Annotated in this window: 24 protein-coding genes and 1 pseudogene; 8 read left to right on the top strand and 17 right to left on the bottom strand. The window is 60.9% G+C overall.

The window, feature by feature from the left end; translation table 11 throughout:
• Positions 1-144 precede the first annotated feature (144 nt).
• The 3 genes from LOY22_RS20840 to LOY22_RS20830 all read right to left on the bottom strand — a co-directional run bounded on the left by LOY22_RS20840 (position 145) and on the right by LOY22_RS20830 (position 3,445).
• Positions 145-900, bottom strand: coding sequence for a DeoR/GlpR family transcriptional regulator (locus LOY22_RS20840; protein WP_045197716.1), 756 nt, complete (start codon positions 898-900; stop codon positions 145-147).
• A gap of 126 nt (positions 901-1,026) precedes the next feature.
• The gene (gene glpK / locus LOY22_RS20835; protein ID WP_258594662.1) at positions 1,027-2,526 is read right to left on the bottom strand and encodes a glycerol kinase GlpK; all 1,500 of its coding nucleotides are present in this window, start codon (positions 2,524-2,526) and stop codon (positions 1,027-1,029) included.
• 67 nt (positions 2,527-2,593) lie between these two features.
• Positions 2,594-3,445 (bottom strand): MIP/aquaporin family protein, encoded by an 852-nt coding sequence (locus LOY22_RS20830; protein WP_045197720.1) that lies wholly within the window; start codon positions 3,443-3,445, stop codon positions 2,594-2,596.
• Between the two features lie 283 nt (positions 3,446-3,728).
• Between LOY22_RS20830 and ybaK the strand changes: the two genes are divergently transcribed.
• Both ybaK and LOY22_RS20820 read left to right on the top strand, forming a co-directional pair.
• Complete coding sequence (gene ybaK / locus LOY22_RS20825; protein WP_093380125.1) at positions 3,729-4,199, top strand: Cys-tRNA(Pro) deacylase; 471 nt, start codon at positions 3,729-3,731, stop codon at positions 4,197-4,199.
• 93 nt (positions 4,200-4,292) lie between these two features.
• Complete coding sequence (locus tag LOY22_RS20820) at positions 4,293-5,075, top strand: PhzF family phenazine biosynthesis protein (protein WP_195884872.1); 783 nt, start codon at positions 4,293-4,295, stop codon at positions 5,073-5,075.
• An 81-nt stretch (positions 5,076-5,156) separates the two neighbouring features.
• Here LOY22_RS20820 and LOY22_RS20815 read toward each other — a convergent pair whose 3' ends face one another.
• Positions 5,157-6,266 carry an ABC transporter ATP-binding protein gene (locus LOY22_RS20815; RefSeq protein WP_213603439.1) on the bottom strand — a complete coding sequence of 370 codons (1,110 nt, stop codon included), beginning with the start codon at positions 6,264-6,266 and terminating at the stop codon, positions 5,157-5,159.
• Positions 6,263-7,183 carry an ornithine carbamoyltransferase gene (gene argF / locus LOY22_RS20810; protein WP_045197728.1) on the bottom strand — a complete coding sequence of 307 codons (921 nt, stop codon included), beginning with the start codon at positions 7,181-7,183 and terminating at the stop codon, positions 6,263-6,265. Before argF ends, LOY22_RS20815 begins: the two co-directional genes overlap by 4 nt.
• Positions 7,184-7,560: 377 nt before the next feature.
• Between argF and LOY22_RS20805 the strand changes: the two genes are divergently transcribed.
• Positions 7,561-9,669: a molybdopterin oxidoreductase family protein gene (locus LOY22_RS20805; protein WP_258594659.1), complete on the top strand. Its 2,109-nt coding sequence runs from the start codon at positions 7,561-7,563 to the stop codon at positions 9,667-9,669.
• 92 nt (positions 9,670-9,761) lie between these two features.
• Positions 9,762-10,097 carry a Grx4 family monothiol glutaredoxin gene (gene grxD / locus LOY22_RS20800; protein ID WP_045197731.1) on the top strand — a complete coding sequence of 112 codons (336 nt, stop codon included), beginning with the start codon at positions 9,762-9,764 and terminating at the stop codon, positions 10,095-10,097.
• Between the two features lie 69 nt (positions 10,098-10,166).
• On the opposite strand, the gene bfr is transcribed toward grxD, so the two are convergent.
• Positions 10,167-10,637 (bottom strand): bacterioferritin, encoded by a 471-nt coding sequence (bfr, locus tag LOY22_RS20795; RefSeq protein WP_045197734.1) that lies wholly within the window; start codon positions 10,635-10,637, stop codon positions 10,167-10,169.
• Between the two features lie 198 nt (positions 10,638-10,835).
• On the bottom strand, positions 10,836-11,054 hold the full coding sequence (locus tag LOY22_RS20790; protein WP_010221037.1) for a bacterioferritin-associated ferredoxin: 219 nt from the start codon (positions 11,052-11,054) through the stop codon (positions 10,836-10,838).
• 234 nt (positions 11,055-11,288) lie between these two features.
• Between LOY22_RS20790 and LOY22_RS20785 the strand changes: the two genes are divergently transcribed.
• Positions 11,289-11,891 carry a peroxiredoxin gene (locus LOY22_RS20785; protein WP_010221038.1) on the top strand — a complete coding sequence of 201 codons (603 nt, stop codon included), beginning with the start codon at positions 11,289-11,291 and terminating at the stop codon, positions 11,889-11,891.
• A 61-nt stretch (positions 11,892-11,952) separates the two neighbouring features.
• On the opposite strand, the gene rnt is transcribed toward LOY22_RS20785, so the two are convergent.
• Both rnt and pyrC read right to left on the bottom strand, forming a co-directional pair.
• Positions 11,953-12,564 (bottom strand): ribonuclease T, encoded by a 612-nt coding sequence (rnt, locus tag LOY22_RS20780; protein WP_267954172.1) that lies wholly within the window; start codon positions 12,562-12,564, stop codon positions 11,953-11,955.
• Between the two features lie 56 nt (positions 12,565-12,620).
• On the bottom strand, positions 12,621-13,667 hold the full coding sequence (gene pyrC / locus LOY22_RS20775; RefSeq protein WP_093380133.1) for a dihydroorotase: 1,047 nt from the start codon (positions 13,665-13,667) through the stop codon (positions 12,621-12,623).
• A gap of 130 nt (positions 13,668-13,797) precedes the next feature.
• Between pyrC and LOY22_RS20770 the strand changes: the two genes are divergently transcribed.
• Entirely contained in the window at positions 13,798-14,751 is a 954-nt protein-coding gene (locus LOY22_RS20770; RefSeq protein ID WP_045197739.1) for an OmpA family protein, read from the top strand.
• A 129-nt stretch (positions 14,752-14,880) separates the two neighbouring features.
• Entirely contained in the window at positions 14,881-16,098 is a 1,218-nt protein-coding gene (locus tag LOY22_RS20765; protein WP_038999115.1) for an argininosuccinate synthase, read from the top strand.
• A gap of 54 nt (positions 16,099-16,152) precedes the next feature.
• Here the strand turns inward: LOY22_RS20765 and LOY22_RS20760 are convergent, their stop codons facing one another.
• The gene (locus tag LOY22_RS20760; RefSeq protein ID WP_258594655.1) at positions 16,153-16,713 is read right to left on the bottom strand and encodes a hypothetical protein; all 561 of its coding nucleotides are present in this window, start codon (positions 16,711-16,713) and stop codon (positions 16,153-16,155) included.
• A gap of 455 nt (positions 16,714-17,168) precedes the next feature.
• Between LOY22_RS20760 and LOY22_RS20755 the strand changes: the two genes are divergently transcribed.
• Positions 17,169-17,795: a response regulator transcription factor gene (locus LOY22_RS20755; protein WP_045197743.1), complete on the top strand. Its 627-nt coding sequence runs from the start codon at positions 17,169-17,171 to the stop codon at positions 17,793-17,795.
• 62 nt (positions 17,796-17,857) lie between these two features.
• Here LOY22_RS20755 and LOY22_RS20750 read toward each other — a convergent pair whose 3' ends face one another.
• The 7 genes and pseudogenes from LOY22_RS20750 to LOY22_RS20720 form a co-directional block, all read right to left on the bottom strand.
• Positions 17,858-18,034 (bottom strand): PA3496 family putative envelope integrity protein, encoded by a 177-nt coding sequence (locus LOY22_RS20750; protein WP_045197746.1) that lies wholly within the window; start codon positions 18,032-18,034, stop codon positions 17,858-17,860.
• Between the two features lie 105 nt (positions 18,035-18,139).
• A complete protein-coding gene (gene nth, locus LOY22_RS20745; RefSeq protein WP_045197747.1) occupies positions 18,140-18,778 on the bottom strand; it encodes an endonuclease III in 639 nt (212 codons plus the stop codon).
• Between the two features lie 4 nt (positions 18,779-18,782).
• On the bottom strand, positions 18,783-19,307 hold the full coding sequence (locus LOY22_RS20740; RefSeq protein WP_045197749.1) for an Rnf-Nqr domain containing protein: 525 nt from the start codon (positions 19,305-19,307) through the stop codon (positions 18,783-18,785).
• Complete coding sequence (locus tag LOY22_RS20735; RefSeq protein WP_093380143.1) at positions 19,300-19,917, bottom strand: RnfABCDGE type electron transport complex subunit G; 618 nt, start codon at positions 19,915-19,917, stop codon at positions 19,300-19,302. Before LOY22_RS20735 ends, LOY22_RS20740 begins: the two co-directional genes overlap by 8 nt.
• Positions 19,914-20,894: an RnfABCDGE type electron transport complex subunit D gene (locus LOY22_RS20730; protein ID WP_093380146.1), complete on the bottom strand. Its 981-nt coding sequence runs from the start codon at positions 20,892-20,894 to the stop codon at positions 19,914-19,916. Before LOY22_RS20730 ends, LOY22_RS20735 begins: the two co-directional genes overlap by 4 nt.
• 4 nt (positions 20,895-20,898) lie before the next feature.
• Positions 20,899-21,735 (bottom strand): annotated as a pseudogene (rsxB, locus tag LOY22_RS20725) (electron transport complex subunit RsxB); the annotation flags it as partial.
• On the bottom strand, positions 21,732-22,313 hold the full coding sequence (locus LOY22_RS20720) for an Rnf-Nqr domain containing protein (RefSeq protein ID WP_045197758.1): 582 nt from the start codon (positions 22,311-22,313) through the stop codon (positions 21,732-21,734). The pseudogene rsxB and the gene LOY22_RS20720, both read right to left, overlap by 4 nt.
• Between the last annotated feature and the right edge of the window lie 37 nt (positions 22,314-22,350).

The raw sequence follows: 22,350 nt of genomic DNA, 5'->3' as shown, positions 1-22,350 counted from the left end.
CATTAATGTTCATTTTCGAAAATACTAGCGCAACAGAATGCGGCTCGCCAGTCACTTCCCATAGAAAATACTGATCAGATGACAAATAAATGAAAAATAACGAACATTCGAGCTGCCACCGTTGCGGTGGCAGCGTGCGCCGGCTCAGACCACTTCGAGGCGGATCTTGTACTGGTTGAGCAATTGGCTGAGGGCGGGGACCGGCGCCTGGTCGGTCACCAGGCAGTCGATCAGGCTGATCGAGCCCAGGCGCACCATGGCATTACGGCCGAACTTGCTCGAGTCGGCGGCCAGGATCACCTGGCGGGCATTGGCGATGATCGCCTGGGAGACACGCACTTCCTGGTAGTCGAAATCCAGCAGGCTGCCGTCCTCGTCGATGCCGCTGATACCGACCAGGGCGAAATCGACCTTGAACTGGTTGATGAAGTCGACACTGGCCTGGCCGACCACGCCGCCGTCACGGCGCACGTTGCCGCCGGCCAGCAACACTTCGAAATCGTCCTTGGCACTGAGGATCGACGCCACGTGCAGGTTGTTGGTGATGATTTTCAGGTGGTTGTGGTTGAGCAGGGCGCGGGCGATGGATTCGGTGGTGGTACCGATGTTGATGAACAGCGAAGCGTGGTCGGGAATCTGCGCGGCAATCGCTTCGGCGATGCGCTGCTTTTCATCGCGCATCTGATCGGCGCGCATGGCATAGGCGGTATTTTCGATGCTGGAATCGTAGGCCGCGCCCCCGTGGTAGCGGCGCAGCAGATTGACCTCCGCCAGCTGGTTGATATCACGGCGGATGGTTTGCGGGGTGACGACGAACAGCTGCGCCATTTCTTCGATACTGACATAACCGCGTTCGCGGACCAGTTCGAGGATTTGTTGTTGGCGAGGGGGCAGATTCATGGGCGGTCCTTTGGGGCAGCCGGGCAAATTGCGCCATGAAAACAGCTCAAGCTACAAGCTGCAAGCCACAAGATGATTCGCGTCTTACGCACTTGCAGCTTGTAGCTTACAGCTTGCGTCTACTGCCTACTCTTCGTGCGGTTCCCAGTCGCGGGTGCGATCCACGGCCTTCAGCCAGCCGGCATACAGCTTCTCTTTGGCCACTTCGTCCAGTTGCGGAGTGAACTCGCGCTCGATGATCGCCTTGCCGCGCAGTTCATCCAGGCCGCTCCAGAAACCGCAGGCCAGGCCCGCCAGGTAGGCGGCGCCGAGGGCGGTGGTTTCGCGCATTTGCGGGCGCTCGACACAAGTGCCGAGGATGTCGGCCTGGAACTGCATGAGGAAATTGTTGGCGACAGCGCCGCCGTCAACCCGCAGTTCGCTCAGGCGCTGGCCGCAATCCTGCTGCATGGCGTCGAGCACGTCGCGGGTCTGGTAGGCGATCGACTCCAGCGCCGCGCGGATGATGTGATCGACCTTGACCCCGCGGGTCAGGCCGAACAGCGCGCCGCGGGCGTACGGGTCCCAGTACGGTGCGCCGAGGCCGGTGAAGGCCGGCACTAGGTATACGCCGTTGCTGTCCTTGACCTTGCTGGCGAAGTACTCGGTGTCGTGGGCATCGTTGACGATCTTCAGTTCGTCACGCAGCCACTGCACGGTGGAGCCGCCGTTGAACACCGCGCCTTCCAGGGCGTAGGCCACTTCGCCGCGCGGGCCGCAGGCGATGGTGGTGAGCAGGCCGTGGGAGGAGGTCACTGCCTTGTCGCCGGTGTTCATCAGCAGGAAACAGCCGGTGCCGTAGGTGTTCTTGGCCTGGCCGGGCTCCACGCACATCTGGCCGAACAGCGCGGCCTGCTGGTCGCCAGCGATACCGGCAATGGCGATACCGCTCTTGGTGCGGCCGTAGACTTCCGAGGAGCTGCGCACCTCGGGCAGCATCTGCCGAGGGATGTTCAGCACCTCGAGCATCTTCTCGTCCCACTGCAGGGTGTGGATGTTGAAGAGCATGGTGCGCGAGGCGTTGGTGTAGTCAGTGACGTGCACTTTGCCGCCGGAGAATTTCCAGATCAGCCAGCTGTCGACGGTGCCGAACAGCAGGTCGCCACGCTCGGCGCGCTCGCGGGCGCCTTCAACGTTGTCGAGAATCCACTTGAGCTTGGTGCCGGAGAAGTAGGGGTCGGTGACCAGGCCGGTGGTTTCGCGGATGTAGTCCTGCAGGCCGTCACGCTTGAGCTGCTCGCAGATCTCGGTGCTGCGCCGGCATTGCCAGACGATGGCGTTGTACACCGGGCGGCCGGTCTCCTTGTCCCAGACCACGGTGGTTTCACGCTGGTTGGTGATACCGATGGCGGCGACCTGGTCATGGCTCAGGCCAGCCTGGGCCAGGGCTTCGACCATGGTCGCGCTCTGGGTGGCGAAGATTTCCATCGGGTCGTGCTCGACCCAGCCGGCTTGAGGGTAATGTTGTGCGAATTCGCGCTGCGAGGTGCCAACCACGTTGGCGTCACGGTCGAAAATGATGGCCCGCGAACTGGTCGTGCCCTGGTCCAGGGCAATGATGTAGTTCTTGTTCTGGGTGTCTGTCATGTCGTTGGCCTTGCACTAAATGGGGTAGAGATCAGGGCGCGGCGAGCCTGGCTCGCCACCGCAGGCATCAGGATGCCTGGGTCTTGCCCTGAGGGTTGGCGTCGGTCTGGGCGTTTTCGCTCTCGGCAACCGGCAGGTTGCGGGCGATCACGCCGCGGTACAGGGCGGCCCCAAGGCTCGCTCCTATGATCGGCGCAAAAATCGGAATCAGGAAATAGGGAATATCACGACCGCCAGTAAAGGCGACTTCGCCCCAGCCGGCGAGGAAAGTCATCAGCTTGGGCCCGAAGTCCCGCGCCGGGTTCATCGCAAAGCCGGTCAGCGGGCCCATGGCGCTGCCAATCACGGCAATCAGCAGGCCAATCAGCAGGGGTGCCATGGCGCCACGCGGCAAGCCGTTGTTGTCGTCGGTCAGGGCCATGATCACCGCCATCAGTACGGCGGTGATGATCACTTCGACCAGGAAGGCCTGGCTGGTGGACAGCGCCGGGTGCGGGTAGGTGGAAAACACCGAGGCCAGCTCAAGGCTGGCCTGGCTGCCGCGGATCATTGCGTGGGCCTGTTCGAAATCGAAGAACAGGTTGCTGTACAGCGTGTAAACCAAAGCCGCGCCACAGAAGGCGCCGGCGATCTGGGCAACGATGTAGAACGGTAGTTTGTGCTTCTCGAAACCGGCGAACAGGCACAGGGCGATGCTCACGGCCGGGTTCAGGTGCGCGCCGGACACCCCGGCGGTGAGGTAAATCGCCATGCTCACGCCGACGCCCCAGATGATGCTGATTTCCCACAGGCCGAAGCTGGCACCCGCAACCTTGAGCGCAGCAACGCAGCCAGTGCCGAAAAAGATCAGCAGCGCGGTGCCGAGAAATTCGGCCATGCACTGGCTTGAAAGTGTTGGTTGTCGCAGAGCAGTCGTCATTCGTTACCTCGGTTCTTGTTGTTGTGAGGCGCAGTGAGCGCTCGACAAAAACCCGACAGAAATCCCCATTTCGGTCGGGCGGCGGCAGGAAATGCACCTTATCGGGGCATAGCTATATTCAGAATCGAAAAAATATAGACAAGAAACGCTTATGTCAAAGGTCGAAAGTGAACCACCGTTCACAATCTGACTATTGGTGGCGCTGATGGGCGTTGGTTGCGCCTGGGCTTTTGCCCTAAAGTAACCGGCGAAATGGCATTCACCCTTCTGCTTGGAGTCCTGCATGACCCCCGCCCTGGATCTGCTGAAAAAGGTTCGCGCCGAACACCACATCCACAGTTACGAACATGACCCCAAGGCTGCGTCCTACGGCCTGGAGGCGGCGGAAAAGCTCAACCTAGAGCCCGCACGGGTGTTCAAGACCTTGCTCGCCTGCAGCGAAAAGGGTGAGTTGCTGGTAGCGGTAGTGCCGGTAGTCGGTAGTCTGGATCTGAAAGGCCTGGCCCATGCGGCCGGGGTGAAGAAGTGCGAGATGGCCGATCCGGCGGCGGCGCAGCGTTCGACCGGTTACCTGTTGGGCGGGATCAGCCCCTTGGGACAGAAAAAGCGCCTGCGCACTTTTATTGATGAAACCGCTCAAACCTTTGAAACAATTTTCGTCAGCGCTGGCCGCCGCGGCCTGGAAGTCGAGCTAGCTGCGGCAGTGCTGGCCGAGCATACCCAGGGTAAATTCGCCGCCATTGGCCGCGACTGACATCTGTATGCTCAAAATCGCTTGATTCTGTCTCTGTCGGCCGAGGCTGTCTGGCGGGCATGCTCTGCGGCCCGCCACTCTGAGATTCACCTCATGCCGCTTGAATTCCATCAGGTCGATGCCTTCAGCGACCGTCCTTTCGCTGGCAACCCGGCCATGGTCTATCGCCTCGACAGCTGGCTCGCCGATGAGCTGATGCAGCAGATTGCCGCCGAACACAATCTGGCCGAGACCGCGTTCGTCGTCCCCCATGCCGAAGGCTGGCAGATCCGCTGGTTTACCCCGAGCACCGAAGTGCCGCTGTGTGGCCATGCAACCCTGGCCAGCGCTCATGTGCTGTGGGAGGTCTATAAAGAGCCGGGTGAGCGCTTGTTGTTCCAGAGCAAGTCCGGTCCGCTGAGCGTCAGCCGTGACGGTCCGCGCCTGCAACTGGATTTCCCCCGGGTCGAGCCACAGCCGTTGAATGAAGCGGTAGCGGTGGCCGAAGCACTGGGCTGCCCGGTGCTGGAAGTGTGGAAAACCAGTGAGCTGCTGGTTCGGGTCGAATCCGAGCAGGTGTTGCGTGCCTGTACCCCGGACATGACGGCACTGGCGCAATTGCCGGGGCTGGGGGTGATCGTTACCGCGCCGGGTATCGAACACGATTTTGTTTCGCGCTACTTTGCGCCGGGTATCGGCATTCCTGAAGATCCGGTGACCGGCTCTACCCATTGCAGCCTGATCCCGTACTGGGCGCAACGCCTGGGCAAGAATCAGCTGCGGGCGTTCCAGTGTTCGAGTCGCGGCGGCGAATTGTTCTGCCGGCTGGAGGGGGAACGGGTGAAGATTGGCGGGTACGCCAGACGTGTGGCCAGCGGGGTTTTGACGCTGGACTGACAAGGCCTACGCCCGCAGGGTAGAACGCAGACCTTGTGGGGGCCGGCTTTGCCGGCGATGGGCTGCAACGCAGCCCCGCTGTCAGACCGCCGAGCTATACCGACGAACGCCGTTCTCCGGCACCGGCAACTGCGCTGCGACACTGCCAGGCACGGCAAACACCACCAGGTGATCCGCCGCTACTTCGATCCCCACTTCGCTGCCGACCTGATGGTCATTGTGGCTCGGGAAAATCGCTTCCAGCTGGCTGCCGGTCGGCAGTTGCAGGCGGTAGAGGGTCGAGGCGCCGAGGAAACTCTTGCCGACGATCAGCGCTTTGAGCTCGCTGTCCGGTGCATGAATGATGTCGTCCGGACGCAGCAGCACATCCACGGCGCTGCCGGGCGTCAGGGTATAGGCGCGGTTGCCGTGCAGCTCGCCGAGCTCGGTGCGTACCGACTCCGGGCTGGTCAGCTGGCCACGAATGAAATAGCCCTGGCCGATGAAGCTGGCTACGAACGGTGTCAGTGGTTCGTGGTAGAGGTTGTAGGGTGTATCCCACTGCTCCAGGCGACCTTCCTTGAACACCCCGACGTGGTCGCTGACGGCAAAGGCTTCTTCCTGGTCGTGGGTGACCAGGATTGCGCTGGTGCCGCGGCTTTTGAGGATGTCGCGCACCTCGTGGCTCAGGCGTCGGCGCAGCTCGACATCGAGGTTGGAAAACGGCTCGTCGAGCAGCAGCAGTTGTGGCTCGGGCGCCAGCGCGCGGGCCAGGGCCACACGTTGCTGCTGGCCGCCGGAAAGCTCGTGCGGGTAGCGTTTGCCCAGGCCGCCGAGCTTGACCAGCTCGAGCATCTCGTCGACCACCTGGCGCTGCTGCGGGTGCTTGCCGATGCCGAAGGCGATGTTCTCGGCCACAGTCAGGTGCGGGAACAGCGCGTAGTCCTGGAACACCATGCCAATCCGGCGTTTCTCCGGTGCCAGGGTGAACCCGGCTTTGGAGATGACTTCGCCACCCAGCTGGATTTCGCCCTCGTGCACCGGCTCGAAACCGGCGATGGCGCGCAGGGTGGTGGTCTTGCCGCAGCCGGATGAGCCCAGCAGACAACCGATGTCGCCGGCGTTCAGGTGCAGGTTGAGGTTCTGGACGATGCGCTGCTCGCCATAGCCACAGGCGAGCTCGCGCAGGTTAAGCAGTAAAGGTTGACTCATGCGTGGTGATAGGCCGGTTCAACAAGAAATTCGAGAAGCGCCTTCTGTGCATGCAAGCGGTTTTCGGCCTGGTCCCAGGCGACCGAACGGGGGTCGTCGAGCAGGTCCAGGCTGATTTCCTCGCCGCGATGGGCGGGCAGGCAGTGCATGAACAGGGCATCGGGTGCTGCCAGGTCGAGCAGTTCGCGGGTTACCTGGTAAGGCGCGAACAAGGCCAGGCGCCGTGCAGTTTCCTCTTCCTGACCCATGGAAGTCCAGACATCGGTGCTCACCAGGTGGGCGCCCTGCAGGGCTTCTTTGGGTTCACGGAAGATTTGCACGCGGTCACCGGCCTGGGCCAGGAACTGCGGATTGGGCTCGAATTCGGCCGGGCAGGCGATGCGCAGCTGGAAGTCGAACTGGATGGCCGCTTCTATATAGCTGTTGCACATGTTGTTGCCGTCGCCGATCCAGGCCACTGTCTTGCCCTGGATGGCGCCGCGGTGCTCGAGGAAGGTCTGCATGTCGGCCAGCAGCTGGCACGGGTGCAGATCGTCGGACAGGCCGTTGATCACCGGTACGCGCGAATTGGCGGCGAATTCGGTCAGGGTGCTGTGGGCAAAGGTGCGGATCATCACCGCATCGAGCATGCGCGACATGACGATGGCGCAATCGCCGATCGGCTCGCCGCGGCCCAGCTGGGTGTCCCGTGGCGAGAGGAAGATGGCCTGGCCGCCGAGCTGGATCATGCCGGCTTCGAACGACAGGCGGGTGCGGGTCGAGGACTTCTCGAAGATCATCCCCAGCACGCGATTTTTCAGCGGTTCGAACAGTACGCCGCGGTTACGCAGGTCCTTCAGCTCGATACCTCGACGGATCACACTGAGCAGTTCTTCGGGTGTGAAATCCATCAGGGAGAGAAAGTGCCTAGCGCTCATGTTTGACTACCTTTTTGCAACAGACCGCAGATCAGCCATACCGGTTTTTTTTAACAACGGAAGTGACCTGCGGCGAAAGCCGCACGGGGCGACGAATTAGGGGAAGACGCAATACTATAATTAAATGTCGCGTCATACCAAGAGGGGGTTTCGTCGCCGATGTTTCAGGCAGTGTCGTAACCCATTGGGCTGAAGCTTTTTTTATACGCTGCACAAGGGTTTTACACTGCCTGCCAGCGCCTTGGCAAACCCGGTAGCGGGCCTGCGCTGAATCGCCTTGCCTGATGGACGAAGATTCACGCGACGAACCTCACTGGCCGCAAGTTCGGGTCAGGCTCATAGTCGGTTGATCCCAGACACCCGAGCAAGAGGTGGCCATGAACAAGACCCAGCATCACCGTGCCTGTCATCTGTGCGAAGCCATCTGCGGCTTGACCCTGGAAATCACCCACGAGCCCGACGCCCCACTGCGTATCAGCTCGATCAAGGGCGACCCCGAAGACAGCTTCAGTCGCGGCCACATCTGCCCCAAGGCGGTGGCCCTGCAGGATATCCAGAACGATCCTGACCGACTGCGCGCGCCGCACAAGCGTGTCGGTGACAGCTGGCAAGCCATCAGCTGGGAGGAGGCCTTTGCACTGGCTGCGCAAAAGCTCTGGGCCATCCAGCAGGCCCATGGGCAGAACGCCGTGGCGGTCTACCAGGGCAACCCCAGCGTGCACAACTACGGGTTGATGACCCACAGCAACTACTTCCTCGGCCTGCTCAAGACCCGCAATCGTTTCTCCGCCACCTCGGTGGACCAGCTGCCGCACCACCTGACCAGCTACCTGATGTACGGCCACGGCTTGTTGTTGCCGATCCCTGACATCGACCACACCGAGTTCATGCTGATCATGGGCGGCAACCCGCTGGCCTCCAACGGCAGCATCATGACCGTGCCGGACGTCGAGAAACGCCTTAAGGCGATCCAGGCCCGTGGCGGCAAGTTGGTGGTGGTCGACCCGCGCCGCAGCGAGACTGCGGCGATGGCCGACCAGCATGTGTTCATTCGCCCCGGCACTGACGCGGCGCTGCTCTGTGGCCTGCTCAACACCCTGTTTGGCGAAGGCCTGACTCGCCCCTCGGCCTTGCCGGTGGATGGCCTGGACAGGGTACAAGCGGCCATTGCGCCGTTCACCGCCGAGGCCATGAGCGCCCTATGCGGTGTCGACGCCACGGTGATACGCCAGTTGGCGCGGGATTTCGCCAGCGCCGACAAGGCCGTCTGCTACGGGCGCATGGGTGTCTCGACCCAGGCCTTCGGCACCTTGTGCCACTGGCTGGTGCAGTTGCTCAACCTGGTCAGCGGCAACCTCGACCGTGTCGGTGGCGCGCTGTGTACCGAGCCTGCGGTGGATCTGGTGGCGAGTACTTCAGGCGGGCATTTCAATGCCTGGCAGAGCCGGGTCTCGGGGCTGCCCGAGTATGGCGGCGAATTACCGGTGGCGGCCCTGGCCGAAGAGATGCTGGTTGAAGGCCAGGGGCAGGTTCGCGCGCTGGTGACGGTGGCGGGCAACCCGGTGTTGTCCACGCCCAATGGCCGCCAGCTTGAACGCGCCCTGGACGGTCTTGAGTTCATGCTCAGCATCGACCTGTACATCAACGAGACCACCCGTTACGCCGACCTGATCCTGCCGTCCACCTCGGCATTGGAGAACGATCACTACGACACCACCTTCAACCTGTTTGCGGTGCGCAATGTCAGCCGCTTCAATCGGGCCATCCTGCCCAAGCCCGAAGGTGCCTTGCATGACTGGGAAATCTTCGTCGGCCTGGCCAAGGCCTTTGCCGCCCTTAGCGACAAGCCTTTGAAACCGACCCTGCCGCCGGCACAAATGATCGATATCGGCCTGCGCCAGGGCCGCTATGGCGAGGCCTCGGCGTTCAAGCTGTCGCTTGAGACCCTCGACCAGCACCCCCATGGTATCGACCTGGGCCCGCTGCAGCCCAACCTTGCAGCACGCCTGAAGACGGCTAACCAACGGATTCAGGCCGCACCCCAGGAGATCCTCGGCGACCTGCAGCGCTTTGCCGGGCAGCAGCCGCTGGCAGCGGGTCAACTGCTGCTGATCGGGCGCCGCCATGTGCGCAGCAATAATTCATGGATGCACAACTATCATCGCCTGGTGAAAGGCAAACCCCGTCATCAGTTGTTGATGCACCCGGACGACCTGGCGGGTCGCCAGTTGCAGGATGGCCAGCGTGTGCGTGTCAGCTCGCGGGTCGGCGAAATCGAGGTCGAAGTGCAGGCCAGCAGCGACATGATGCCGGGGGTGGTCAGCCTGCCGCATGGCTTTGGCCATGCCCGTGCCGGGGTGCGCATGGAAATCGCCCAGGGCCAGCCCGGCGCCAGCGCCAACGACCTCACCGATGAGCGCCAGCTCGATGCGGTGTCGGGTAATGCGGCGCTTAACGGCGTGCCAGTGCAGGTGGTTGCGGCCTGATATCGGCAAGGCCGAGCGTCCTGCTCGGCTTTCCGATACAATGCGTCACCGTGCCGACAACCAGGTCGGAAAGTTCAGCCGCGAGGTGCTTCATGGATATCATCGAAACAATCAAAGAGCAGATTGCCAACAACACCATTCTGCTTTACATGAAAGGCTCGCCGAATGCCCCGCAGTGCGGTTTTTCGGCCAAGGCGGCGCAAGCCGTGATGGGTTGCGGCGAGAAATTCGCTTACGTGGATATCCTGCAGAATCCGGAAATCCGCGCCAACCTGCCAAAATACGCCAACTGGCCTACCTTCCCACAGCTGTGGGTTGCCGGCGAGCTGGTTGGCGGTTCCGACATCATGGCTGAGATGTTTGCCAACGGCGAACTGCAGACCCTGATCAAGGACGCTGCAGCCAAGGCTGAGGCGGCCAAGGCCTGACCCCAGGTTTGGTCAAAAAAAGCCCCGCAGTGCGGGGCTTTTTTGTGCCTGTAGGGCAGGGCAGCGAACTTACTCGCCCATCTGCGACTGCAGGTAGTTCTCCAGGGAGACCTTGTCGATCAGGCTCAGCTGGGTTTCCAGCCAGTCGATGTGCTCTTCCTCGGCTTCGAGGATGTCTTCGAGCAGCTCACGGCTGCCGAAGTCGCCGACGGTCTCACAGTGGGCGATGGCGGCCTTGAGGTCGACCAGGCCTTTTTGCTCGATCTTCAGGTCGCACTCGAGCATTTCCTTGGTGTGTTCACCAATCAGCAACTTGCCCAGGTCCTGGACGTTGGGGATGCCTTCGAGGAACAGAATACGCTTGATCAGTTTGTCAGCGTGTTTCATCTCTTCGATGGATTCTTTGTACTCGTGCTTGCCGAGTTTCTCCAGACCCCAGTCTTCGTACATGCGCGCATGCAGGAAGTATTGGTTGATTGCGACCAGCTCGTTTCCGAGGATCTTGTTGAGATGCTGGATGACGCTAACGTCGCCTTTCATGATGGGGTCCTGCCCTGTAAGTGTGTCTATAAAGGCAAGTCTGAGCCCCGCAACTTCTACTGTCAAACCTAAGTTATTGAATAATAAATGAAAATTAATCGGAATAAGAATGTTTGTGTTCCGCGTTAAACCCCTAACTACTTGAATTACAGGCATAAAAAAACCGGACACTGGGTCCGGTTCTTGGAATTCGTTGAATTATGCTGCAGTAAATTCTACAGGATAGGGCAGGGCAGCCTGGCTGACCTGAAGCTCGGTGAGGGTTTCGCGCACCACCTGCTTGGCCAGGCAGGCACATTTGCCACACTGGCTGGCCACGTTGGTGGCGCTTCTGACTTCCTTGTAGCTGCAGCATCCTTCATAGATCGCATCGCGGATCTGTCCGTCGGTCACACCAACACAAAGACACACATACATAGGGCTGACCATCGCTGGTTAAGGCTCAATGCGAAGAAGCTTAATGTTAATGAGAATGCTTGTCAAAACTCTTTCTGTAATAGGCGAACTAGAGCGACCGACGGCAGATTGTCGAGCGTTCGGACTGAAATTCGGCGAGCGGCGCCGGGCGGTGTATGATGGTCGGCCATTTCGCTGCCAGGCCAGTGCATGCTGGCCTGTGCAAGATGATTCCACCCCATCAGGAGATATCGCATGAGCGTACTCGTTGGCAAAAATGCCCCGGACTTCACCGTTCCAGCTGTTCTGGGCAACGGCGAAATCGTCGACAGCTTCAACCTGGCTTCGGCCATCAAGGGCAAGTACGGCCTGGTGTTCTTCTACCCGCTGGACTTCACCTTCGTCTGCCCGTCCGAGCTGATCGCCCTGGACCACCGCATGGCCGAATTCAAGGCGCGTAACGTTGAAGTGATCGCCGTGTCGATCGACTCGCACTTCACCCACAACGCCTGGCGCAACACCCCGATCAATGCCGGCGGCATCGGTCAGGTCCAGTACATCATGGCTGCCGACATGAAGCACGACATCGCCAAGGCCTACGACGTAGAGTCCGAAGGCGGCGTAGCTTTCCGTGGCGCGTTCCTGATCGACGACAAGGGCGTTGTCCGCTCGCAGATCGTCAACGACCTGCCACTGGGCCGTAACATGGACGAACTGCTGCGTCTGGTCGACGCCCTGCAATTCCACGAAGAGCACGGCGAAGTCTGCCCTGCCAACTGGAAAAAAGGCGACAAGGGCATGACCGCTTCGCCAGAAGGCGTTGCTGCTTACCTGAGCGAGAACGCTGGCAAGCTGTAATTTGCCAGGCATAAAAAAACCGGCCTTGATGGCCGGTTTTTTTATGCGCGGTGCACAGGCTTCAGTCGTTGAAGTCCTGCCAGCCGCCCATTTCCTTCCAGCGGTTGACGATGCCGCAGAACAGCTCGGCAGTCTTCTCGGTGTCGTAACGCGCCGAGTGCGCCTCACGGCCATCGAAGTCGATGTCGGCGCTCTGGCAGGCCCGCGCCAGCACGGTCTGGCCATAGGCAAGGCCGGCCAGGGTGGCGGTGTCGAAGCTTGAGAACGGATGAAACGGGTTGCGCTTCATGTCGTGGCGGGCCACGGCGGCATTGAGGAAGCCCAGGTCGAAGCTGCTGTTGTGGCCGACCAGGATCGCCCGTTTGCAGCCATTGGCCTTGAGCGCCTTGCGCACGCCACGGAAGATGTCGGTCAGTGCCGACTCTTCGCTGACGGCCATGCGCAGCGGGTGATCGAGCTTGATCCCGGTGAACTCCAGAGCCGCTTGCTCGATGTTGGCGCCTTCGAACGGCTCGACGCGGAAGAAATAGGTGTGTTCCGGGAACAGGAAGCCCTTTTCGTCCATGCCGATGGTGACTGCGGCGATTTCCAGCAGGGCGTCGGTGGCGCTGTTGAAACCGCCGGTCTCGACGTCGACCACTACCGGCAGGTAACCGCGAAAGCGTTCAGCCATCGGGTGGCGCGGACCGCCGCCATGACCTTCCTGGTCGTCTTCGTACTGATCTTCGCTCACGCAGTTTCCTCCAGCAGGCGCCAGCGCAGTTGCTCACCGGCGCGCAGCGGGATAACGGTCTGCTCGCCGAACGGCAAGCTGCTTGGGGCGGTCCAGCTGTCGCGGACCAGGGTAATCGTATCGGTGTTGGCCGGTAGGCCATAGAAGCTTGGGCCGTGCAGGCTGGCGAAGCCTTCGAGCTTGTCCAGCGCGTTACGCTGCTCGAATGCCTCGGCGTACAGCTCGATCGCGGCATAGGCGGTGTAGCAGCCGGCACAGCCACAGGCGGCTTCCTTGGCGTGCTGGGCATGGGGCGCCGAGTCGGTACCGAGGAAGAACTTGCTGCTGCCGCTGGTGGCGGCGTCCAGCAAAGCCACCTGGTGGGTGTTGCGCTTGAGGATCGGCAGGCAATAGAAGTGCGGACGAATGCCGCCCACCAGCATGTGGTTGCGGTTGTACAGCAGGTGCTGGGCAGTGATGGTCGCGCCGACGTTGGCCGGGGCCTCGTTGACGAACTGCACGGCTTCGCTGGTGGTGATGTGTTCGAACACCACCTTGAGGGTCGGGAAGCGCTCGACCACACGGCGCAGGTGCTCGTCGATGAACAGCTTCTCGCGGTCGAACACGTCGATCTCGGGGCGCGTTACTTCACCGTGCACCAGCAGTGGCATGCCGACCTCGGCCATGGCTTCGAGCACCGGGAAGATCTTGTCGACACTGGTGACGCCGGAATCGGAGTTGGTCGTCGCGCCGGCTGGATACATCTTGGCGGCATGGACAAAACCGGTGGCCTTGGCCGCGCGGATTTCCTCGGGCTGGGTGCGGTCGGTGAGGTACAGCACCATCAGCGGCTCGAAACGGCTGCCGGCAGGGCGTGCGGCAAGGATGCGCTCACGGTAGGCACCGGCTTGGGCGGCGTTGCGCACCGGTGGTACCAGGTTGGGCATGATGATTGCGCGGGCAAAGGTGCGCGCAACGTCACCGACGGTATGCGGCAATACAGCGCCATCACGAAGATGGATGTGCCAGTCGTCGGGACGCAGGAGGGTCAGGCGGTCGGACATTGGGGATTCCAGGCGGGTCGAACTCAAGGTGAATGCTACCGGAAAAGCCGGTTACGAGCACTCGCTATCAAGTTTTGCCGCGACCGACCGATAGCGTGCAGGTATACCGTGAAAATCTGTGGAGCCGCCCGTGCGCCAGCGTTATCTAGCCCTGCTCAGTGTGTTTGCCAGCATGCCCGCCATGGCACTCACTTTCCAGACCCGTCTGGAGAACGTCGAGTGGAAGGTCGAAGGCGATCAGTTCGAATGTCGGCTGGTTCAACCCATTGCCGATTTCGGCAGCGGCGAGTTCGTTCGCCGGGCCGGCGAGCAGCCAACTTTCCAGCTGCGCTCAAGCAGTAACGTCCTTGGTGCCGGTTCCGCCACCCTGCTGGCGGCGGCCGCGCCGTGGCAGCCCGGACGTGGCGATATCAACCTGGGCGCGGTGCGCATGGCCCGCAGCGGCGTGCTTTTTACCAGTTCCCAGGGCCAGGCCAGCCGCTTGATCAACGGCCTGCTCGATGGCCGTAGCACCGTGGTGCGCAACTACGCCGGTGAAGCCGGGCGAACCATGGAAGTGCGGGTGTTGCCGGTCAAGTTCAGCAAGGCCTACGGCGACTATCAGGCCTGCGCGGCAAAACTTTTGCCGATGAATTATGACCAGGTGCGTCAGGCGCGGGTCGGCTTTCCGGGCGGCGGCATTGACCTGGATGCCGATGCCCGGGCACGCCTGGACGTGATCCTCGACTTCCTCAAGGCCGACCCCACTGTTAACCATATCGAACTCGACGGGCACTCCGACAACAGCGGCAACCGCCTGACCAACCGCGACCTGTCGCGGCGCCGGGCACTGGCGGTGATGGAGTACCTCAAGGCCCACGGTATTCCCGAAGAGCAGATCACCGTGCGCTTCCATGGCGAGCGTTATCCGCTGGCGCGCAACAACAGCGCAGCCAACCGCGCGCGCAACCGACGGGTGAATATTCAGCTTGATCGGGTTACGCCTGTCGAAAAACCCCTGGAAAAGCCCGTTGAACCTGCAGCCAAACCACCGGCCGCACCTGCTGCCGCAGCCAGTACCGCGAAGCCCGTCGCCACGTCCTGAGGTGCGACCGTCCGTCGCGCTCTCGACAGTTCCTGTCGCTTTGTCGTCACAAGCTGTCGCCCCACTGTAAATTTTGTCGCAAGGCCGGTAGAATCGACGGCTTTCCGTACAACCCCGTGGAGTGATGGCATGGCGGACGTAAAAAAGGTCGTACTGGCGTATTCCGGCGGCCTTGATACTTCGGTGATTCTCAAGTGGCTGCAGGATACCTACAACTGTGAAGTGGTGACCTTCACCGCTGATCTTGGACAAGGCGAAGAGGTCGAACCGGCCCGCGCCAAGGCCCAGGCCATGGGCGTCAAGGAAATCTACATCGATGACCTGCGCGAAGAGTTCGTACGCGACTTCGTGTTCCCGATGTTCCGCGCCAACACCGTCTACGAGGGCGAGTACCTGCTGGGTACTTCCATCGCTCGTCCGCTGATCGCCAAGCGCCTGATCGAAATCGCCAACGAAACCGGCGCCGATGCCATTTCCCATGGTGCCACCGGCAAAGGCAACGACCAGGTCCGTTTCGAACTGGGTGCCTACGCCCTCAAGCCAGGCGTCAAGGTCATCGCGCCATGGCGTGAATGGGACCTGCTGTCCCGTGAAAAACTGATGGACTACGCCGAGAAGCACGGCATCCCGATCGAACGTCACGGCAAGAAGAAGTCGCCGTACTCGATGGACGCCAACCTGCTGCACATCTCGTATGAAGGCGGCGTGCTGGAAGATACCTGGACCGAGCACGAAGAAGACATGTGGCGCTGGACCAAGTCGCCAGAAACCGCTCCGGACGTTCCGACCTACCTGGAACTGACCTACCGCAACGGCGACATCGTTGCCCTGGACGGCGTTGAAATGTCGCCGGCCACGGTGCTGGCCACCCTCAACCGCATCGGCGGCGAGAACGGTATCGGTCGTCTGGACATCGTCGAAAACCGTTACGTCGGCATGAAGTCCCGCGGCTGCTACGAAACTCCAGGCGGCACCATCATGCTGCGCGCCCACCGGGCGATCGAGTCGATCACCCTGGACCGCGAAGTCGCTCACCTCAAAGATGAGCTGATGGTCAAGTACGCCAGCCTGATCTATACCGGCTACTGGTGGAGCCCTGAGCGTCTGATGCTGCAACAGATGATCGACGCTTCGCAGGTCAACGTGAACGGTGTCGTGCGCCTGAAGCTGTACAAAGGCAACGTCATCGTCACCGGCCGCAAGTCCGACGATTCGCTGTTCGACGCCAACATCGCCACCTTCGAAGAAGATGGCGGCGCCTACAACCAGGCCGACGCAGCGGGCTTCATCAAGCTCAATGCCCTGCGCATGCGTATTGCTGCGAACAAGGGCCGCAAGCTGGTCTGAGGCTTGTTGTGCAGAAGAACCCCGGCCTGTGCCGGGGTTTTTTTTGCCTGAACATTAGTGTGCCGGACCATTCAACGGCCGCGTCAGCAACACGGTTTGCCTGCTGCTATCGAGGTTGCACAAAATCCATTTGCTGTCCGGTGCGGGCGGGGATTTGAGTGCGTGCAAGGCGAAGTAGCTTATCAAGTCGGCCGCTGCCGGGCCGCGCAGCGCAATCGTGACGGTAGTGCATCCGCTATTAATGGCGGGTGCATTCGCTGTTTCGATTGCTTTCGGAGTTTCTATGGGGCGGTCGGCTGGAGTATCAACCGGACTGGAAGTAACAAGGGCGGGTACTGGAGGCTCAAGAGTAGTTTTTGAGTCGGCAGTGTCAGGTGTTGGAGTAACGCCAGGTATCGGCTTGTTCAACTCAGGTGAGTAAAGGGATTTGTAGTTGAAGTTAAGGGTCAGGAAAAACAATACCGTGAGGAAGAACGGAAAGCCCACCAGGAACCAGGTATAAATACCCTGGCTGTCTTCACCCAGAAATGGCAGCGAGGCTAGCGCCGAGGCTTCGATGATGCCGGCGAAAATCGCAATGATCGTCAAAGGGCTTTTCGGCTCGATTTTGCTCATCCAGGATTCCCATGTGCCCACCGGGGCAAGTTCGCAGTGGCTGCGAGGTTTACATGGGCTGCGCCATGCCAGGCAGCATGCTGTGTTTCTCGGTTGGGTAATGTGTCCAATACGGATATGTAACGATTATACACAGATTGCAATATTGGTTTTATCAAACAAGTCTATAGGACATTTCCTTCAGGTAATAAGGCTGGGTTTTATAGGTTATTTTATTCTCTGGTGCTACCGTGATAGAGAAAGTTTTGTACGGCCTTTACACGGTCTGCAATTACCAGCGAGGTGTTGATTCCTTAAAGAGTTATTGGTATTTCCCGCTTGTAGGATAATTCTTTAATGGTTGTAGGTTGTGTCCTTGTGTGCATTTGCTTGTTAATGGCGCAATACAATATGTCGTGTAACTAGGCTATTGTGCTGGCTCAAAAAATAGAACAGCGAACAATTGGATTTTGCCCATGAATAAAGTCCTGATCGTGGATGATCATCCGGTCATTCGCCTGGCTGTACGCATGTTGATGGAGCGGCATGGTTATGAAGTCATTGCCGAGACGGATAACGGCGTGGACGCATTGCAGCTGGCACGCGAGCATGGTCCGGATATCGTTATCCTGGACATCGGCATCCCCAAACTTGACGGCCTTGAGGTGATCGCCCGGCTGACCGCCAACAATGCCAGCATCAAAGTGCTGGTATTGACCTCGCAGGCGCCCGGGCATTTTTCCATGCGCTGCATGCAGGCAGGGGCTGCGGGCTATGTCTGCAAGCAGCAGGACCTGACCGAGTTGCTTAGCGCTATCAAGGCAGTGCTTTCCGGGTATAGCTACTTCCCCAACCAGGCGCTGCATTCGGTTCGCTCGAACCTGGGCGGCGCCAGCGAGGCGGACATGGTCGAGCGTTTGTCAGGCCGGGAGATGATGGTGCTGCAGCAACTGGCCCGCGGAAAAACCAACAAGGAGATTGCCGATGGCATGTTCCTCAGCAACAAGACGGTGAGTACCTACAAAACGCGATTATTGCTCAAACTCAATGCTCGCTCGTTGGTTGACCTGATCGAACTGGCCCAGCGCAACGGGCTTGTTTGAAATGCCCGGAAACAACAAAGCCTCCATCAAGGAGGCTTTTGTGATCTGTCGGTATCGATCCTTCAGAGGTCGAAGTCGTAATCGGCCAGCTGTTTTTGCAAGCGACGCTCTTCCAGCAGGTTGTCGATGGTGCGGCGTTTGCTCAGGTTGGTTTTTGCCACTTCAACCGGGACCTCGTCGTCTGCGTCTTCAGTGACGATGTCATCATCTACAACCAGGTCTTCTTTATCGGTGCTCATAAGTCACTCCAAGCCAAGAGGGCCATTGGCGCACCTTATAGCGAGAAATTTTGACCGGGTAAAAAAGATTTTTTCAATCGACCAAGCTGTCTTTTCACTATCGGCTCAATCGTCCGAAGTTTTCTGCTTGTACTCGCACAAATCTTCGATCCGGCAACTACCGCAACGGGGTTTGCGCGCCTGGCACACATAGCGCCCGTGCAGGATCAACCAATGGTGGGCGTCAAGCAGGTACGGCTTGGGCACGAACTTCATCAAGGCCTTTTCAACTTCCAGAACGGTCTTGCCCGGGGCAATGCCGGTGCGGTTGCTGACCCGGAAAATATGCGTATCAACGGCCATGGCCAGTTGCCGAAAGGCGGTGTTGAGCACCACGTTGGCGGTCTTGCGGCCAACCCCGGGTAGTGCTTCAAGCGCTTCTCGGGTTTCTGGTACCTGGCTGCCATGTTGCTCCATCAGCAGGCGACAGGTTTCGATGACGTTTTTCGCCTTGCTGTTGTACAGGCCGATGGTCTTGATGTACTCCGACAGGCCGTCAACACCCAGGGCATGGATGGCTTGCGGGGTATTGGCGACCGGGTACAGTTTGGCCGTGGCCTTGTTCACGCTGACGTCGGTAGCCTGTGCCGAGAGGATGACCGCAATCAGCAGTTCGAAAGGATTGGTGTAGGCCAGCTCGGTTTTCGGCTCGGGGTTGTCTTCATGCAACCTGCGAAAAATTTCCAGGCGTTTGGCGGCATTCATGGGGTCAAAGCGTTCCTTGACGACGGGAAAGGGCTCGCCGTTGGCAAACCCGGTTATACAGGGCGAGTATCAGGCCCAGAAGGATCAAGGCGCCGGGCAACATGCCGGCCAGGCGCAGGTTGGCAAACTCACTGAGCAGCTGGCGCGTGAACCCCGCGGCCATGCACAGCGCAGCAAATGCTGCCAGTGTGGTAGCTGCGGTACGCCAGCGGGCACTGTTACCCAGGGCCAGCTCGAACAGCAGGCATTGTACGGCGATCAATGCCGGATAGCGGCCCAGCTCCAGTGCCAGCGGCAGGGCCCAGGCGCGCAAGCCTAGCTCAAGGCAGGTGACCAGCAGGGCGGCCATCAGCACGCTTGCGAACAGGCGGGCGTCAGCGTCCAGCTGTTTGCGCAGGGGTGTCATGCACAGACGGTGCAGGCCAACGGCCAGCAGGCTTAGCAGCGCCATGGTGCTGGCCTGCAGCAATGTCTGGGTGGCGCCCAGCACGGGCGCCAGGCTTATTGCAGCGAGCCATTGTCTATTCATCCGCACCTGCGCTTAGCAACTGTTGGCGATGCTCGTCGAAATAGCGCAGGGCATCGTGGGTGGCTTGAATGACGGCGCGGGAGGTGACGGTGGCACCGGCCAACTGATCGAACTGGCCGTTGTCACGCTTGAGCGCCCAGGCTGAATCAGGCGTGTTTTGCCGGCTGTTGCCGACAAAGCCTTGCAGCCAGGTGTTGCCGGGTTCCATCAGCTTGCCGCCCAGGCCTGGCGTCTCCTGTTGTTGCAGCACCTTGACGCCGATCAGGCGACCCCCCTCATCAATGGCAATCAGCAGGTCCAGCGGGCCGCCGTAACCCTGGCTCTGGCTGTGCAGCACAACGGCGCTCGGCTGGCCTTTCAAGGTTGCCAGATAGCCTGCGAGCAGCCGGCTGTGGTCCAGGTTGGTGGCGCCCAGAGTCAGGGGCTGTTGCAGCGGTTGGTTGTCGTAGGCCTGCTGCGCCAGCACGCTCAGCCAGCGTTGGGCCTTGAGTTGCTGCTCGGCGGCAGTGATGCGCGCGGTGGTGAACTGTTGCCAAAGCACCGTACCACCCACGGCCAGCACGGCAAGGCTCAGTAGCAGGGCGGTGGTGCGAATCGACGAGGTGCTCATGATGTTTGCCCGCGTTCTGCCCAGCGCTCCAGGGACGGAACACAAAGATTCATCAGCAGGACCGCGAAGGCGGCGCCGTCGGGGTAGCTGCCCCAGGTTCTGATCAGGTAGATGAGCAAGCCCGCGCCGACGCCAAACAGCAGCTTGGCCTTCGGGCTTTTCGCTCCTGAAACCGGCTCGGTGACAATGAAGAACGCCACCAGCATGGTTGAACCGGACAGCAGGTGCAGCAACGGCGAGCCGTTTGAGTCCGAGCCCGAGCCGTTCCAGCACAGCAGGCTGGCCACGAACAGGCTGGCCAGCAGGCCGAGCGGCGCATGCCAACTGATGACCTTGCGTTGCACCAGAAGCAAGCCGCCGAGCAAAAAGGCCAGGTTGACGAATTCGCTGCCGCGACCGCCAAGGTGGCCGAAGCCTGGATGACTGGCGAACAATTCATCGATGGTCAGGCTGCGGTTGTTGCGCAGGCCGTCGAGTACCGTGGCTTGCGCCCAGGCGTCGGGCTGGTTGCCCAAATCAAGGCCGAACACTTGCTGCAGCGTGTCGGTCAGGCCCAGCACCTGGGTGACCGGCCACTGGGTCATGTGCTGCGGGAACGACAGCAACACCAGCGCATAGCCGAGCATCGCCGGGTTGAACAGGTTCTTGCCGACGCCGCCGTACAGTTGCTTGCCCAGGGCAATGGCACTGCTGGCGGCAATTGCTGGCAGCCACCAGGGCGCGTAGGCGGGCAGTGCCGCTGTCAGCAGCACCGCAGTCACCAGGGCGCTGCCGTCGTTCAGCGCCGGCAGGCCTGGCCGTTGTTGCAGTCGCAGCAGCGCCGCTTCAGTCGCCAGCGCCGCAACGGCGCACAGCAGCAGGTTCAGCAGCAGCCCCCAGCCATGCAGCCACAGCAGGGTCAGCAACCCGGGTGCGCTGGCCAGCAGCACCATGGCCATGGTGCTGCGCAGGCGCTCGCTGCTATCAGCCGTGGCCATTGGCGGCCGCCGGTTGCAGTGCTTGCAGGCGAGCCTGGGCCTGTTGCGCTTCGTGCTCAAGTTCAGCCAATTGTGCTTGCTGGGCCTGGTTCGGCGCCTCGCCAAAGGCGCTTCGGGCCTTGCTCAGTTGCGCCCGGCTCATGGCGGCGGCGATTTTTGCCTGCTTCAGCGCTGCATCGGCGGCCGCGGCTTTCTGCGCCTTGACCCGTTCGATGGCGGCCTTGATCGGGTCGTCGACAGTGGCGCCCGGCGTGGTGATTGTGGCAGTGGCCGCACGCTGGCTGCGGGCCAGGCGGTCGGCCTGCTTGCGGGCTTCTTCGCGCTGCAGGCGGTTGTTGCGCTGCTCGAAGCGCCGCCGCGCCTGGTTACGTTTGTGGCTGCGGGCCTCGAGGGTCTGGGTGTCTTCGGCCAGGCCACCGACAATCGGCACGATGTTGCTGTTGGCGGTCAATGGCAGCAGGTCGATGCAGTCCACCGGGCACGGTGCCACGCACAGGTCGCAGCCGGTGCATTCGGCGCTGATCACGGTGTGCATCAGCTTGGCGGCACCGATGATGGCGTCCACCGGGCAGGCCTGGATGCATTTGGTGCAGCCGATACATTCGGCTTCACGGATATAGGCGACTTGCGCCGGTGCACGGCCGCGCTCGTGGTCGAGTTCGATCACCGGCACGTGCAACAGCTTGGCCAAGGCTGCGATGGTTTCGCCGCCTCCGGGTGGGCATTTGTTGATCGCTTCGCCCGCCGCCAGGCCTTCGGCGTAAGGCCGGCAACCAGGATGGCCACATTTGCCGCATTGGGTCTGCGGCAACAGGGCGTCGATGCGTTGAATCAAGCTCATGGGTTGAATAGTCCGTTGAATCCGAGAAACGCCATGGCCATGATCCCGGCGCCGATCAGCTCGATCGGCAGGCCGCGAAAGGCCAGGGGGATGTCATCGTGGTCGCTGCGCTGGCGCAGGTCGCTGAACAGGCCCAGGGCCAGCCAGAAACCCAGGCCACCGCCCAGGCTCCAGCCCAGGGTTTGCAAAATCCCATAGCTGCCTTCACTGGCTTGCAGGCTCAAGCCTAGCAGCGCCAGGTTACCCACCATCAGGGGCAACAAACCGTCGAAGGGCAGGGTTGGCAGCAGGCGTGTCAGCACTGCGAGCAGCGGCTTGATCGGTAACACGCACAGCGCCAGGAACACGAACAGGCGCAGGTATTCAAGCTGCAGGGGCAGCAACGCCAGGTGATAAATCAGTTGCCCAAGCCCGACCGCCACTACCAGCGACACCAGGGTCGCCAGGCCCAACGCATGCACCTGGCGCCGATCCGGATCGGTGTCGCTGCGCAGCAAGGGGTCGATGGCCAGCCCCTGGTGCAGGACCAGGTTATTGATCAGCGCAGCGCTGACCAGGGCCAGGAAGAATTCGCTCATGAGGGGGCCGAATGCTGAGGCTGTCCGCCATTATCCG

It is taken from the genome of Pseudomonas sp. B21-035 (assembly GCF_024748945.1).
GTDB lineage: Bacteria > Pseudomonadota > Gammaproteobacteria > Pseudomonadales > Pseudomonadaceae > Aquipseudomonas.
The sequence above is the reverse complement of the archived record's forward strand: the minus strand, read 5'-3'. Positions and strand labels throughout refer to the sequence as shown.

Bases quoted from the DNA above. Each gene is read 5' to 3' on its own strand.
- LOY22_RS20840 (WP_045197716.1), bottom strand. From the start codon at position 900: ATGAATCTGCCCCCTCGCCAACAACAAATCCTCGAACTGGTCCGCGAA.
- glpK (WP_258594662.1), bottom strand. From the start codon at position 2,526: ATGACAGACACCCAGAACAAGAACTACATCATTGCCCTGGACCAGGGC.
- LOY22_RS20830 (WP_045197720.1), bottom strand. From the start codon at position 3,445: ATGACGACTGCTCTGCGACAACCAACACTTTCAAGCCAGTGCATGGCC.
- ybaK (WP_093380125.1), top strand. From the start codon at position 3,729: ATGACCCCCGCCCTGGATCTGCTGAAAAAGGTTCGCGCCGAACACCAC.
- LOY22_RS20820 (WP_195884872.1), top strand. From the start codon at position 4,293: ATGCCGCTTGAATTCCATCAGGTCGATGCCTTCAGCGACCGTCCTTTC.
- LOY22_RS20815 (WP_213603439.1), bottom strand. From the start codon at position 6,266: ATGAGTCAACCTTTACTGCTTAACCTGCGCGAGCTCGCCTGTGGCTAT.
- argF (WP_045197728.1), bottom strand. From the start codon at position 7,183: ATGAGCGCTAGGCACTTTCTCTCCCTGATGGATTTCACACCCGAAGAA.
- LOY22_RS20805 (WP_258594659.1), top strand. From the start codon at position 7,561: ATGAACAAGACCCAGCATCACCGTGCCTGTCATCTGTGCGAAGCCATC.
- grxD (WP_045197731.1), top strand. From the start codon at position 9,762: ATGGATATCATCGAAACAATCAAAGAGCAGATTGCCAACAACACCATT.
- bfr (WP_045197734.1), bottom strand. From the start codon at position 10,637: ATGAAAGGCGACGTTAGCGTCATCCAGCATCTCAACAAGATCCTCGGA.
- LOY22_RS20790 (WP_010221037.1), bottom strand. From the start codon at position 11,054: ATGTATGTGTGTCTTTGTGTTGGTGTGACCGACGGACAGATCCGCGAT.
- LOY22_RS20785 (WP_010221038.1), top strand. From the start codon at position 11,289: ATGAGCGTACTCGTTGGCAAAAATGCCCCGGACTTCACCGTTCCAGCT.
- rnt (WP_267954172.1), bottom strand. From the start codon at position 12,564: ATGGCTGAACGCTTTCGCGGTTACCTGCCGGTAGTGGTCGACGTCGAG.
- pyrC (WP_093380133.1), bottom strand. From the start codon at position 13,667: ATGTCCGACCGCCTGACCCTCCTGCGTCCCGACGACTGGCACATCCAT.
- LOY22_RS20765 (WP_038999115.1), top strand. From the start codon at position 14,881: ATGGCGGACGTAAAAAAGGTCGTACTGGCGTATTCCGGCGGCCTTGAT.
- LOY22_RS20760 (WP_258594655.1), bottom strand. From the start codon at position 16,713: ATGAGCAAAATCGAGCCGAAAAGCCCTTTGACGATCATTGCGATTTTC.
- LOY22_RS20755 (WP_045197743.1), top strand. From the start codon at position 17,169: ATGAATAAAGTCCTGATCGTGGATGATCATCCGGTCATTCGCCTGGCT.
- LOY22_RS20750 (WP_045197746.1), bottom strand. From the start codon at position 18,034: ATGAGCACCGATAAAGAAGACCTGGTTGTAGATGATGACATCGTCACT.
- nth (WP_045197747.1), bottom strand. From the start codon at position 18,778: ATGAATGCCGCCAAACGCCTGGAAATTTTTCGCAGGTTGCATGAAGAC.
- LOY22_RS20740 (WP_045197749.1), bottom strand. From the start codon at position 19,307: ATGAATAGACAATGGCTCGCTGCAATAAGCCTGGCGCCCGTGCTGGGC.
- LOY22_RS20735 (WP_093380143.1), bottom strand. From the start codon at position 19,917: ATGAGCACCTCGTCGATTCGCACCACCGCCCTGCTACTGAGCCTTGCC.
- LOY22_RS20730 (WP_093380146.1), bottom strand. From the start codon at position 20,894: ATGGCCACGGCTGATAGCAGCGAGCGCCTGCGCAGCACCATGGCCATG.
- LOY22_RS20720 (WP_045197758.1), bottom strand. From the start codon at position 22,313: ATGAGCGAATTCTTCCTGGCCCTGGTCAGCGCTGCGCTGATCAATAAC.